Below are 13,256 nucleotides of genomic sequence, written 5' to 3'. Positions count from 1 at the left end.
TACAATATGGTGGTTGTAACGAGACATATGAACCGACTTAGCTTTAAACGAACTCACGCACCTTGAATGCGCAAGACCGCAAGCCGCCGCCCACATGTCCCTTCATCTACATCAACAATGTCAAAGACCAGACGAAAATACCGGCGTCGCATACCAACCTCCCTTTCGGTAAGATCCGTCGCGTCGCCTGCTTTTCTCTACCCTTCCGAAGCAACTCAGTGTGTCGCCCCGTCCGGTGAACAGCCCTCTAAGCCCACCCCGCCAAACCGTCAACAACTCTTTTCACTTTTATGGCCACTCCGTTGCAGTTCAGGGACTTGGACGAGGGTTTGCGAGGGAACCAGGCATTGGATCAGGGCGCTTCGCGACGCCCTGCTACGGCGAATCGGGCGATTCCGATTCGAATCAGGACCGTCCCGCCCCCCATTCGCCCATCGTGACATAGTCCAGCTTGCCCGTTCCAAGGACCGGCAGCGCCTCGACGATCCGCAGGTCGCGCGGGATCGCCAGTTCGGCCACGCCATTCGCCCTCGCCCATTCCTGCAGCGCCGCGACGGTCGCGTCGGTGCGGGTGGTGAACAGCACCAGTTGCTCGCCCTTGCGCGGATCGGGCCGAGTGACGACCGCGTGGTCCGCGCCCGGCCATAGTTTCGCGGCATAGCCCTCGACCGCCGGGAGCGAGATCATCTCGCCGCCGATCTTGGCGAATCTTTTGGCGCGACCGTTGATCGTGACGAACCCCGCCGCGTCGATCGTGACAATATCGCCGCTATCGTGCCAGCCGTTCTCGGGCGGTTGCAGCAGTCCCGGCGCATCCGCCTTCAGATAGCCGGCCATGATGTTCGGTCCCCGGACGAACAGCCGACCGCCCGCTGCGATCCCCGGAACCGGATCGATCCTCGCTTCCATGCCGGGGAGCAGCCGGCCGACGCTGCCCGCCTTGAAGTGCATCGGCGTGTTGACCGCGATCACCGGCGCCGCCTCGGTCGCGCCATAGCCTTCGAGGATGCGCAGACCGAATTTTTCGGCATAGGTCGCGCGGGTTTCGGGGCGCACCCGCTCAGCCCCGGCAAAGATGTAGCGCAGCGAATAGAAGTCATAGCCGTGCGCCATCCGCGCATAGCCCGACAGGAAGGTATCGGTGCCGAACAGGATCGTCGCATTGGCGTCATAGGCAAGCGCCGGCACGATCCGGTAGTGCAGCGGACTGGGATAGAGCAGCGTCCGAACCCCCGACAGGATCGGCAGCAGCGTGCCCCCGGTCAGCCCGAAGCTGTGGAATACCGGCAGCGCGTTCAGCACCACGTCGCTCGAGTTGAAATCGATCCGCGCCGAGAGCTGGAGACAGTTGGCGAGCAGGTTGCGATGGGTCAGCACCACGCCCTTGGGCAGCCCTTCCGATCCGCTGGTGAACAGGATCACCGCCGGCGCGTCGGGCGATACCCGGTAGCGGCGATGACGCTGTCCCGCCCAGCGCGCGGCGATCAGCGCGCGCAGTTTGGCAAGCCGGCCGATGCTAGCACCGACATCCTCAAGATAGAGAATCCGCAGTCCCTCCGCCTCGAGTCCGGCAAGCACTTCGGACAGCTTGGCCTGCGCGACGAAGGCCCGCGCGGTGACGATCGTGCGCACTTCCGCCGCGGTGCAGGCCGCACGCAGACTGGCGAGACCGGCGGTATAGTTGAGCATCGCCGGCACCCGGCCGATCCCTTGCAACGCGAAGAAGCTCGCCACCACGGCGTTGACGTTAGGCAGCAGCAGCCCGACCGCCTCACCCGGCGCGGTGATCGGCGCGAACGCCCGGCCCAGCGCGATACTGCCGGTCAGCAACCGGCCGTAGCTAACGGACTCGCGCTTCACATCCTCGACGATCGGGGTACGGCTGCCGTGGATGTCGCTCGCGTCGACCAGCGCCTGATAGAGCGTGCGGTCGGTATCCGACGTGGCGAAGATCATGTCGCTCATCACGTCGTACAGCTTCGCCCCCGCCGCCGCGCGCCGCTGGCGGGCGGTGTCGCCCGTTACCTCGAACCGGCGCGGCGGCAGGATCGTCAGGTCGATCTTCGGGAAGGTCCTGAGCCGCACCTTGCCCTTCAGCCGCGAGAACGGGGTATATTGCGCGCCGGCGATCCGCACCGGCACGATCGGCGCGTCGCTCTTGTCGGCGACCATGCCGGGGCCGTCGAACACCTTCATCAACGCGCCGGTCACGGTGATGCGGCCTTCGGGGAAGATCACCAGGGTCCGCCCCTCGCGCACCGCCTTCACCATCGCCTTGGCCGCCATCGGGTTGGTCGGATCGACCGGAAAGGCATCGAACAGGCCAAGGAACGGCCGGACCCACCATGCCCTGGCGATGCGGGTGGCGACCGCGAAGGTCGGTTTGCCCGGCAGGAACGCGGCGAGCAGCAATCCGTCGAGGAACGAGACGTGGTTGACGACCACCACCGCCCGCTCGCCGGGGCGCGGCATGTTCTCCTGCCCATGCACGTCGACGCGGTAGAGCAGCACCAGCAGCGCCCGGATCAACGCCTTGAACACCGTTTCGGGCAGCAGCCAGCACGAGATCAACGCCACCGCCAGCGTCGCGAACCCCATCGCACCGATGACTCCCGGCACCGACGTGCCCGAGGCGAGCAGGCCGGTGACGACCCCGACCATCGCGACGGTGACGATCGCGTTGACGATGTTGTTCGCCGCGATCACCCGCGAGCGTTCGGCGGGTTCGCTGTGGACCTGCAGGATGGCATAGAGCGGCACGATGAACACCCCACCCGACAGTGCGATGCCCGCCAGCGCGACAAGGATATGCCAACTGCCCGGTGTGGTGAGAAACGCCGGCACGTCCGCGCCCGCCACGCCCGGCGCGAAGCCGCGCGTCGCGATCCACAGGTCGATCAGGAACACCGCCATGCCCAGCGCCGCCGCCGGAACGTAGCGCGCCGACACTTCGCCGCCGAGCAGCTTGTTGACGACCAGCGAACCAGTCGCGACCGACACCGAGAACACCAGCAGGAACAGTGTCACCACCCCTGCCCCGGCGTGCAGCGTGCCGCTGACCAGCGGTGCGAATTCGGACAGCAGGATCGCGCCGATCGCGAAGAACCAGCTAATGCCGAGGATCGCCAGCCACACCCCGCGCCCGGCCCGCGCGACCGACAGGATGTCCCAGGTGCCACGCCACAGGTTGCGGTCGATCCGCACCCCCGGCGCCTGCGACGGGGCGGACGGAACGGCAAGGCTGACGAGGAAGCCGAGCACGGCGATGCCGACCGCCACCAGGCCCGCCTCCCATGCCGGAAGGATGCCGCCGAGCAACTGCCCGCCGAGGATCGCGAGGAACGTCCCCGCCTCGATCAGCCCGGTGCCGCCCATCAGTTCATGGCTGCCGAGCTGTTGCGGCAGGATCGAATATTTGACCGGCCCGAACAGCGTCGAGTGCACCCCCATCAGGAACAGGCAGGTCAGCAGCACCGGCACCGACTGAAACCAGAAACCGGCCAGCGCCAGCGTCATGATCGCGATCTCGGCCGCCTTGATCCAGCGGATCAGCCGCGCCTTGTCCCATTTGTCGGCCAACTGCCCGGCCAGCGCCGACAGCAGGAAATAGGGCAGGATGAACAGCCCGGTCGCCACCGTCGCCAGCAGCTCCGCCTTGTCGGGCGCGGCGCGGTACAGCGTGAAATTGGCCAGGAACAGCAGCGCGAACTTCAACAGATTGTCGTTGAACGCGCCCAGGAACTGGACGGCGAACAACGGTGCGAAGCGGCGCTTGCCCAGCAGCGACAGATCAGGTGCGGACATGATCAAAAGCTCCCTCGAACGTGAGCGATAGCGGCAAAAGCTTAACGGGACCGGCCGGGCCGATCCGATTACGAGTCGCGATCATAATGATAAATGAGCATCGCTCAATATAATAATTGGACGGCGCTCAATTTTAGTTTTAGAAAGGGGGCATGGGCCGCCGATCCGATCATAGCCGCAGCGAACTCGAAACCCTGATCCTCGACGCCGGGTCCGGCCTTGTCGCCGAAGTGGGGTTGAGCGGCTTTTCGGCACGCGAGGTGGCACGGCGGATCGGCTATTCGATCGGCACGATCCACAATGTCCACGGCACCGCCGACCGGCTGATCGCGGCGATCAATACCCGCAGCTTCGGGCTGTGGGCGGCGTATCTGGAAGAACGGCTGGCAGCCGGCGATGGCGATCGGATCGCGGCGCTGGTCGACGGCTATTTCGGTTTCGCGCGCGAGCACACCCATTTGTGGACGGCGATCTACGACCACCGCCTGCCGCCCGACATGAATCTGAGCGAAGCGGATGAGACCGGGCGCGGCCTGCTCACCAAGATCGTCGTGCAGGAGGTCGCCGGGGCGCTCGGCCGGCCGATCGACGACGCGGTGGTCGCACTTGCCCGCTCGCTGATCGCCACCGTTCACGGCCACTGCGCCTTCGCGATCAGCGGCGCATGGGAATTGATGGGCGAGGCTGCACCCGAAGCCGCCGCGCTGGCGCGCGTGCGCGAAACGCTGGCGGCGGCAGGGGGGTAGCGGCCGATCACGCTACCTCGAAACCAACGTCCTTTGCCAAGGCGACGGTTTCACCAGCCTAACCGCCGGAAAACGGCGTCGCCCGGCCAGCCGCATCGACGCTGACCATCGTGAACAGCGCGGTGGCGGCGTGCCGCCTTGCCCCGGTCAGCAGGTCCTCGGCGGCGAGGTCGACGCCGATCCGTACCGAACTGCGCCCCGCCATCCGCACCTGCGCGCTCAGCTCGACCATTTCGCCCTCGCGGATCGGCGAGGTGAAATCGATCCGGTCCGATGCCGCCATCACCATCACCCCGCGCGCATGGCGGGTCGAGGCGATGAACGCGGCCTTGCCCATCATTTTCAGCGCATCGCCACCATACAGCGTGCCGTAATGGCTGGTCTGCGTGGGGAACACGATGTCGACCATGCGCAGCACGTCGGTCGGTTCCTCGTCATACGCCGGCACCGGCGGCAGCGGCAGGCGAACCCCGCCATCCTTCACCGCGACCAGCGTGAAGCGCCCGCGCGTACACAGCCGCCGCTCACCCGACACCGGCGCCTCGGCGACCAGCTCGACCTCGACGTCGAGCGAACTGGTGCCGACCCGCACGACCCGCCCGGTCACTTCCACAATGTCGCCGTGGCGGGCGGGCTGCGCGAAATCGATCTTCTGCGACGATGCGGTGACGAACGACGCGCGGCCATGGCGCGAGGCGGCGAGGAACGCGACCTTATCCATATGCGCCAGCGCCACCCCGCCGAACAGCGTGCCGTGATGGTTGGTATCGCCGGGAAAGACGATGTCGACCAGCCGGACGGGGCTGGCCGGCGGTTGCAGGTCGAAGGATGGGGTGTCGGTCACGGGCGTTCTCGATACTGGAGCGGAGACGCGGACCGGACGCGATGCGATACCGCCGGACACACCGACGGCGGGCGATGACGCGACCCGACCGGGCACCCCGCCGGTGAGTGGTATGGCGTCCAAGGCAGGTCTCCTGGCTCGCGGGTCGGTGCGGAGCGACCCGGCCTTCCCAGCACGCGAGGCACCAGTGACACGCAGGGGGTCGTCCACTCGCCGCTTACAGTTGCGGGGGCAGCGCCGGCATCGCACCGGCTTCCCGTCTTAGCTCCGCCCGGCGACGCCGGCCGAAGAACCTCGAACCCCCTGCCCTTCGGCCGGTGCGTCCCCCGCGTCAACCGCGATCAGTCGCGCGCCGTCCCCGGATTGTCGGGCACATGCTCGGCATAGGTCGGCGCGACCCGCGCGGCGGCGGCCTGTTCATAGGCATAGCCCGCGCCGATCAGCAGCGCATCGCTGTTCGCCGTTCCGATGAACGACAGCCCGACCGGCAGGCCAAGCGCCAGCCCCATCGGCACCGTCAGATGCGGATAGCCCGACATCGCCGGCAACTGGCTGGCCGACGGGCCGGAGAACTGGTCGCCGTTCACCGGGTCCGACAGCCATGGCAGCCCATAGGTCGGCGACACGATCGCCTGCGCGTTCGCCGCCGTCAGCACGCCGTCGATCGCGCCCGCCGCCCGCGCCTGCCCATCGCTGCGCGCTTTGCGATAGGCGGGATCGTCCAGCCCCGGCATCGCCTGCGCCGCGACGAACAGCTCCTGCCCGAAATAGCGATGCTCGCGTGGCGCTTCGCGTTCGTTGAAGGCGATCACGTCGGCCAGCGTCCGGGTCCGCACACTCGCCGGGGTCGTCGCCAGATAGGCGTCGAGGTCGGCCTTCAACTCGGCCTTGAGCACCGTCAGCTCCTGCTCGCCCAGTCCCGGCAGGTCGGGCAGCGTCGCCTCCACCAGCACCGCGCCCGCGCCGCGCAGGCAACCGAGCGCACGGTCATAGGCGTCGGCCAGCGCCTTGGGCATCGCCGGGCGCAACACCGCGATCCGCATGCCGCGCAGCGCGCCCGCCGACAGGCCGGCGGCATAGTCGCGCCGCCGGGTGTCGGCACTCTGCGTCGCCGGGTCGGCGGGGTCGCTGCCAGCCATCGCGGTCATCAGCAGCGCCACGTCGCGCACGCTGCGTCCCATCGGCCCTGGCGTATCCTGGCTATGGCTGATCGGCACGACATGCGTCCGGCTGACGAGGCCGATCGTCGGTTTCAGCCCGACCAGCCCGTTCATCGCCGAGGGACAGACGACCGACCCGTCGGTTTCGGTGCCCACCCCGATCGCCGCGAAACTGGCGGCGATCGCCGCGCCGGTGCCCGACGACGACCCGCACGACGTCCGATCGAGCGCATAGGGATTGCGCACAAGACCGCCGACCGCGCTCCACCCGCTCATCGAGGCGTTCGAGCGGATGTTGGCCCATTCCGACAGGTTGGTCTTGCCGAGGATCACCGCGCCCGCCGCGCGCAGCCGCGCGACGACCGGCGCATCGCGCCCGGTGCGATTGTCGGCGAGCGCGAGGCTGCCGGCCGTCGTCGCATTCTCGCGCGTCTCGATATTGTCCTTGATGAGCACCGGTATACCGTGGAGCGGTCCACGGAACTGCCCGGCGCGCCGCTCGGCATCGCGGGCGCGCGCCTCGGCGACTGCCTGCGGGTTGATCGCGATCACCGCGCGCAGGCTCGGCCCCTTGCGGTTCATCGCCTCGATCCGCGTCAGATAGGCGCGGGTCAGCGCCTCGGCGGTGGTGCGGCCGGCGGCCATGTCGTCCGCCAGCGCGGAGGCGCTACGTTCCTCTACCCGGTCCGTTTGCGCCATTGCCGGGGCAGCCACCAATAACCCGAATAGTACCGCGGCCTTGCGCATATCGATCCCCGTCCAGCCATCATCGTCGGCGAGTGTCGGCCAAGCCAGCATTCTTGTCACGTCGCCTAAAGGTAAACATTATCCCACTAAACGAATGGGAATAGTGCCATCGTCCGCCAGCCGGCTAGGATAGCCCTACCGCCAGCAAAGGCGGCTCGCGACGCCGGGGGCGACCGCGACCGGCGAATTTCGGGAGAAGCAGGTTGAAGACCATCGTTGCAGCATTCGGACTGGTTCTGGCGGCGGGCGTCGCCGGGTGTTCGGGATCAAACGGCGTCGACAATTCGGTCGCCGAAACCAACCTGACGACCATCGACGAGCTGCCGGCGAACGATGCGGCCTTCGGCAATGACGCCGCGCTGCTGAACGACACCGCTTATGGCAACGCCGGCGAGCCGCTCGAAGGCGCCGGGCTGAACGCTGCCGACCCGATCGGCAATGCGATCGAGAACGGCGCCGGCCTCTGATTTCGGCGGCGGCCGCCCACGGCCGCCCGCCACCGTCAACGCTCTGGTGAGGCTCCCTAAGCGACCAAGCGTAGCCTCAAGGCCGGGCGATCCGTCGCCCGGCCGCTTTGTATCCGACGAAGGGGATGCCCGATGACCGCCGATGCCGATCATACCCAAGCGGTGCAACAGGCAGTGCGCGCGCTGTCCGCCGCGCGGGCGGCATGGCGGCATGCCCAGCCGAGCCGCCCCGCCCCGGCACGCTTTCCCTCGCGGGGTCCACTGGCGCGCGCGGTATCGCTGCTCGCCGACGCGCTGTTCCCGGCGCGGATCGGCCGGTTTCGCGGCGATGCGGCGGACGAGGACGCCTTCGTCGCCGACCGGATCGGCGAGGCGCTGCACCTGATCGAAGACGAGATCGCACAGGAACTGGCCTATTGGCACGACGTGCAGGGGCTGGTCGCCGGGGCGGACCGGCCGCGCCAGATCGTCCGGCTGTTCGCCGGCACGCTGTCGCGCATCCGCTCGCTGCTCGATACCGATGTCGCGGCGATCTTTCGCGGCGATCCGGCGGCGCGCAGCGTCGATGAAATCCTGATCTGCTATCCCGGCGCCACCGCGATCCTGCACCACCGGATCGCGCATGAACTCGATTCGCTGGGCGCGCCGATCGTCGCGCGGATCGTGTCCGAACTCGCCAACGAACGCACGGGAATCGACATCCATCCGGGCGCGACGATCGGCCCCAGCTTCTTCATCGACCATGGCACCGGCGTGGTGATCGGCGAGACGGCGGTGATCGGCGCGCGCGTCCGCCTCTATCAGCATGTGACGCTGGGCGGGCGCGGACGGCGCGCCAACGGCCACGAACCCGAACGCGGCCCGCATGGCGAACGCGAGGCGCGCCATCCGATCATCGGCGACGACGTGCTGATCTATGCCGGGGCGACGATTCTGGGGAGGGTGCGGATCGGCGACGGCACAGTGATCGGCGGCAACGTGTGGCTGCTGAGCGACGTACCGCCGCGCAGTCTGGTACTGCAACCCGAAGCGGTCGTGGCACCGCGCTGACGCTTCAGGCGAGGACCGGGTAGCCCGCCGCCCGCGCGGCGGCGTCCTGTGCCAGAATATGCTCGCGCAGACCGGGCCGGCTCGCGACCAGACCGGTGATGCCCAGTTCCTCCGGCGCGTCGGCCACCGCCCGTTCGAGCGCGATCCGCAGCCGGGCGACGACCTCGATCGGCGTCGCGGCGGCGGTGACGAACGCCGGGGTCGCGGCCGGCGCGCTGCGGGCAAGCACGCGCAATCGTCCGGTCAGTTCGGGTTCGAACCGGGCGAGCGCGGCGAACGTCACTTCATCGATCGATGCGACATCCGCCTCTTCGTTCGCGACCGCCCGCGCGCTCTCGCGATGCGCCCCGGTCGTCACGATATCGCCGAAGAACCGCCCGCCCGACGCCAGCGGCGCGACCGCATCGCGCAGCAGCGCCACGCCGGTATTCGACCCCGCATCGTTGATCGCCACCCGCCGCCCGCGCAGATCGGCCAGCCCGGTCGCGGGATCGCCCTGCCGCACCACGATCAGGCTGCGGTGTTCCCCCGCGACCTCGGTCCCGGCATAGGCCGGATGGCCGAGCAGGCGCAGTCCACTATGCTCCAGCGCCCATGGCCGGGTGCAGATCATGCCGAGCAACAGCCGGGGATGGCCCCACACCGCCGCCGTCACCACCCCGCGCGTCAATGTCGCCGGCACCACCCGCCGCACGCCGACATCGCGCAGGTGATCGCGGATCGTCGCCCACAAGCGATCGTTCGCCGCCTGCTGTCCGCCATGGTCGTACATGCCGAGCCATGCGATCTCATCCACGGGGATGGCGCACCGCGTCATGGGCATGGAACGCGAACCGGCGGATCACGTCGCGATAGCCGCGATAGCGCGGCTCGCCCCGTCCGTGACGCCGCGCCTCCACGGCGGGCAGGCGATACCACGGTGCGCCCGGATCGGCATGATGCGCGGCATGAAGATTGTTGTTGAGGAACAGCAGGGCCAGCGGCCCGCGCGACACCACCGTCGCCGCGCGCGACGGCCCCGGTGCATCGGCGCGATGTTCGGCATAGCCGCGCAGCAACGACGCCGCCTGCCCCGGCAACACGAAACAGGCCAGATAGGTCAGGATCGGCAATTCGACCACGCGCAGCCACGCCAGCACCAGCGCGACGCCGATCAGATGCGGCCCCCATTCGCGCGCGAACGCCGCCGGCTGCCGCCATGCCCGCGCGGCTTCGTCGGCGAGGAACAGCGCGATGCTGGCGACCGGTCCGACGATCATCTGCCCGACCAGCGTCGATCGAACCCGCGCGATCCGCGCGGTCAATCCATCGCCCGCGACATAGCGCGACTCCGGGTCATGCCGCGGATGCGTCGGCTCGGGCGAGCGATGATGCGCGACATGCGTCCGGCGATACACGCCATAGGGCAGCCACAGCGACAGCGGCACGCCACCGATCAGGTCGTTGACCCGGCGATGGCGCGTGGGATGACCATGGATCGTCTCATGCTGCAACGATCCGTGCCAGCCGAGGAACCAGCCGCCCGCCAGCATCAGCAACGGCACCGGGATCAGCGCATGCGCCGCCGTCACCGCCATCCATCCGCCATAGATCGCCACCGCCAGTGCGAGCGTCGGCCATTCAATCCCAGTCGTCCGTTTCATATTCCCATCATATCGATGGGATAAATAATGACAACCCCTGCTACAGCCCCTCGCCGCCGACCCAGTGGGTGTTCGCGAGGCTCCGGGCGAGCGTCCAGCACTGTACGCGAATGTCGGGGATCGCGACGACTTCCCACCACATGCCGCGCGTCATCGGGCCGATCGCGTGCAGGGTCGGGGTGGCGCTGCCGTCCGCGCCGATCGTCCGGGTCGCGGCATCGACATCGATCCCGAGGTGGCAGGCATCGGGCCGGATCAGCCCCACGCCGGTCAATTGTTCGAGCAACGGTTCGCGGCTGCGCGACAGATCGCCCTGCGGCCCGGTGCAGTTGACGATCCGGGCATAGCGCGCCGTCTCGACCGTATCGCGCCCGCGCGGGCGATGGCGGACCAGCGCGGCATCGCCCGCGCCCGTCACCTCGACCAGCTTGCCCGCCGCGAAGCGCAACTGGCCGGCGGCGACCATCGCATCGATCCGCGCGCCGACCGCCGGGGCCAGCCGGTGGCGATGCACGTCCCAGAACGGCCGCAGGTGGCGCAGGAACCGTCGCCGTTCGGCCCCGTCCGCCCCCGACCACAGCAATTGCGTCACCGGCCGCAGCGCATCGACCGCGCCGCGCCAGCCGTCGCCTGCCGCCGCCTGTCGCACCTCGCGGACCAGCGCGGAGACGCTGCGCGCCGGCTTTTCGCTACGCGGTGCCACCGGCGGCTGGGAATCGTCGTGCGGGCGCGGGCGCAGGCCCCGGCGCGACATGGCGGTGATGCGCCCCGCGAACCCGCGCCTTTCGAGCAGCAGCGCGGCGTCGACGGCGGTCAGCCCCGATCCCAGCAACAGCACCGCATCATCGGCCGACAGGCCGTCGGCGATGTCGCCCGCCCATGGATCGTCGCGATAGACCCCGGCGGGCAAGGCTGCGAGATCGATCCCCGCCGGCGGATGCGGCGGCAGGTTGCCGAGCGCCAGCACCGCGCGGTCGAAGCCTTCTTCACGCCCGTCGGCGAAACGCGCGGTCACGCCGCCGTTGCCTTCCGTCAGCGCGACGACCTCATCGGCAATCAGCGTCAGCCGATCGCCCGCCACCGCCTTCGCATCGGTGAGCAGGTGGCGAAGATACGCGCCATAGACCGTCCGGCGCACGAAGCTGCGCCCGTCGCCCAGCCCCGCCTGACCCAACCAGCGGACGAAATGATCGCGATCGTCGGGAAAGGCGCTCATGTTCGCCGCGCGCACGTTGAGCAGATGGCTGTCGTCCGCCGCGCTATAGGCGACGCCGCGCGCCAGTTGCCCTGGCCGGCGCTCGACCAGCGTCACCCGTGGCCCCTCCTGCCGCAACAGATTGACGGCGAGCAACGTGCCCGAGGCACCGCCGCCGACGATCAGGACATGGGGGTCGGGCAAGGTCATCATCGGCCTCCGGCACGGCGGGTGGTCCGGCGGCTATAGGCGAAGCGGGCGGCAGCGGGCAAAGGGGCAGCGACCGCCCCGAACGCGAGTGTAAGCCTGATGTCCTCCCCGTCGCCATCCTCGCGGCCGCGCCGTGCCACCCGCGCGATCCGCCGCTTCTTCGCCGGACAGGCCGCCGGGGGGCTGGTGCTGCTCGGCGCGGCGGTGCTGGCGCTGCTCGTCGCCAATTCGCCGGCCGCCCCGGCCTATTTCGCGGGACTGGAGGCGCATGTCGGGCCGCTCAGCATCCGCCACTGGATCGACGACGGGCTGATGACGCTGTTCTTCCTGCTGATCGGGCTGGAGGTGAAGCGCGAGCTGATCGCCGGACAATTGTCGGCGTGGGACCAGCGTATCCTGCCCGGCGCGGCGGCGGTAGCGGGCATGGCGGTGCCGGCGCTCCTCTACAGCGCGATCAACGCCGGCACTCCGGCGCTGCGCGGCTGGGCGATCCCGGCGGCGACTGACATCGCCTTCGCGCTCGGCATCGTCGCGCTGCTGGGACCGCGCGTACCGCTGTCGCTCAAGGTGCTGCTGACCGCGATCGCGGTGATCGACGACCTGCTGGCGATCGTCGTCATCGCCGTCTTCTATACCGAGTCGATCGCGGTCGTGCCGCTCGCGCTGGCGATCGCCGGGCTGGCGATTCTGCTTGGTTTCAACCGGATGGGCGTCCGCTCACTCGTCCCCTATCTGCTGGTCGGGGCCGGGGTGTGGGTCGCGGTGCTGCTGTCGGGGGTCCATGCGACGCTGGCCGGAGTCGCGGTGGCGCTGACGATTCCGTTGCGTGGGACTGGCCAGACGCCGCCGCTCGAACGGCTGGAACATGCGATCCAGCCGTGGGTCGCCTTCGCCATCGTGCCGTTGTTCGGCTTCGCCAACGCCGGCGTATCGTTCGCCGGGACGGGCCCCGCCGATCTCATCGCGCCGCTGCCGCTCGGGATCATGGCCGGGCTGTTCCTCGGCAAGCAGGCGGGCATCTTCGCCACCATCTGGGCGATGGTGCGTCTCCGGCTGACCACCATGCCCGACCATGCGGGCTGGCGACAGGTGTGGGGCATGGCCGCGCTGTGCGGGATCGGCTTCACCATGAGCCTGTTCATCGGCGGCCTCGCCTTTGGCGAAGGGCCGGTGATGGACGCGGTCAGGATCGGCGTGCTCGGCGGCTCGCTGCTCTCCGGGCTGGTCGGCTGGGCGATCCTCGCGCGGCGGTGAAAGGCTCTTTGTAAGCGTGGCCGGCAGGCCGCCTTGCGGTAGCATTGGCATCCGGGATGCTTGTCGCCTTTGACGAGGGCGCGGACGGTGCGGGAAGTTTTCGGTTTGACGACTGGTCATACGAGCACTCGTATGA

At 68.8% G+C, this 13,256-nt stretch carries 10 protein-coding genes and 1 riboswitch; of the genes, 4 read left to right on the top strand and 6 right to left on the bottom strand.

What is annotated here, in order from left to right; all coding sequences use genetic code 11:
- Positions 1-405: 405 nt before the first annotated feature.
- Positions 406-3,804 (bottom strand): acyl-[ACP]--phospholipid O-acyltransferase, encoded by a 3,399-nt coding sequence (locus tag LRA89_RS20235; protein WP_230772817.1) that lies wholly within the window; start codon positions 3,802-3,804, stop codon positions 406-408.
- 152 nt (positions 3,805-3,956) lie between these two features.
- On the opposite strand from LRA89_RS20235, the gene LRA89_RS20230 reads away from it, so the two are divergent.
- The gene (locus LRA89_RS20230) at positions 3,957-4,550 is read left to right on the top strand and encodes a TetR/AcrR family transcriptional regulator (protein WP_230772814.1); all 594 of its coding nucleotides are present in this window, start codon (positions 3,957-3,959) and stop codon (positions 4,548-4,550) included.
- A gap of 58 nt (positions 4,551-4,608) precedes the next feature.
- Here the strand turns inward: LRA89_RS20230 and LRA89_RS20225 are convergent, their stop codons facing one another.
- Together LRA89_RS20225 and LRA89_RS20220 are read right to left on the bottom strand one after the other, a co-directional pair.
- A complete protein-coding gene (locus LRA89_RS20225; RefSeq protein ID WP_230772812.1) occupies positions 4,609-5,394 on the bottom strand; it encodes an acyl-CoA thioesterase in 786 nt (261 codons plus the stop codon).
- Positions 5,395-5,500: 106 nt separating this feature from the next.
- A riboswitch (cobalamin riboswitch) is annotated at positions 5,501-5,706 on the bottom strand.
- 29 nt (positions 5,707-5,735) lie between these two features.
- Positions 5,736-7,301 (bottom strand): amidase, encoded by a 1,566-nt coding sequence (locus LRA89_RS20220; RefSeq protein ID WP_230772811.1) that lies wholly within the window; start codon positions 7,299-7,301, stop codon positions 5,736-5,738.
- Positions 7,302-7,504: 203 nt separating this feature from the next.
- Between LRA89_RS20220 and LRA89_RS20215 the strand changes: the two genes are divergently transcribed.
- The gene (locus tag LRA89_RS20215) at positions 7,505-7,768 is read left to right on the top strand and encodes a hypothetical protein (RefSeq protein ID WP_230772810.1); all 264 of its coding nucleotides are present in this window, start codon (positions 7,505-7,507) and stop codon (positions 7,766-7,768) included.
- Positions 7,769-7,900: 132 nt separating this feature from the next.
- Positions 7,901-8,818, top strand: a complete 918-nt coding sequence (gene epsC / locus LRA89_RS20210) for a serine O-acetyltransferase EpsC (RefSeq protein WP_056497346.1) — start codon at positions 7,901-7,903, stop codon at positions 8,816-8,818.
- Between the two features lie 4 nt (positions 8,819-8,822).
- Here epsC and LRA89_RS20205 read toward each other — a convergent pair whose 3' ends face one another.
- From LRA89_RS20205 to LRA89_RS20195, 3 genes are read right to left on the bottom strand one after another with little or no spacing between them, the layout of a single operon-like run.
- On the bottom strand, positions 8,823-9,614 hold the full coding sequence (locus LRA89_RS20205) for a phosphate/phosphite/phosphonate ABC transporter substrate-binding protein (protein ID WP_162236499.1): 792 nt from the start codon (positions 9,612-9,614) through the stop codon (positions 8,823-8,825).
- Positions 9,607-10,461 (bottom strand): fatty acid desaturase, encoded by an 855-nt coding sequence (locus tag LRA89_RS20200; protein WP_230772809.1) that lies wholly within the window; start codon positions 10,459-10,461, stop codon positions 9,607-9,609. The genes LRA89_RS20205 and LRA89_RS20200 overlap by 8 nt, the downstream gene beginning before the upstream one ends.
- A gap of 40 nt (positions 10,462-10,501) precedes the next feature.
- Positions 10,502-11,869: an FAD/NAD(P)-binding protein gene (locus tag LRA89_RS20195; RefSeq protein WP_443025022.1), complete on the bottom strand. Its 1,368-nt coding sequence runs from the start codon at positions 11,867-11,869 to the stop codon at positions 10,502-10,504.
- 96 nt (positions 11,870-11,965) lie between these two features.
- Here LRA89_RS20195 and nhaA point away from each other — a divergent pair, with 96 nt between their 5' ends.
- Entirely contained in the window at positions 11,966-13,120 is a 1,155-nt protein-coding gene (gene nhaA, locus LRA89_RS20190; protein ID WP_230772807.1) for a Na+/H+ antiporter NhaA, read from the top strand.
- The last annotated feature ends 136 nt before the right edge of the window (positions 13,121-13,256 follow it).

Origin of the sequence: Sphingomonas sp. Leaf4, from assembly GCF_920939515.1 — a bacterium.
Lineage (GTDB): Bacteria > Pseudomonadota > Alphaproteobacteria > Sphingomonadales > Sphingomonadaceae > Sphingomonas.
This window is presented reverse-complemented; position numbering and strand designations above follow the sequence as displayed.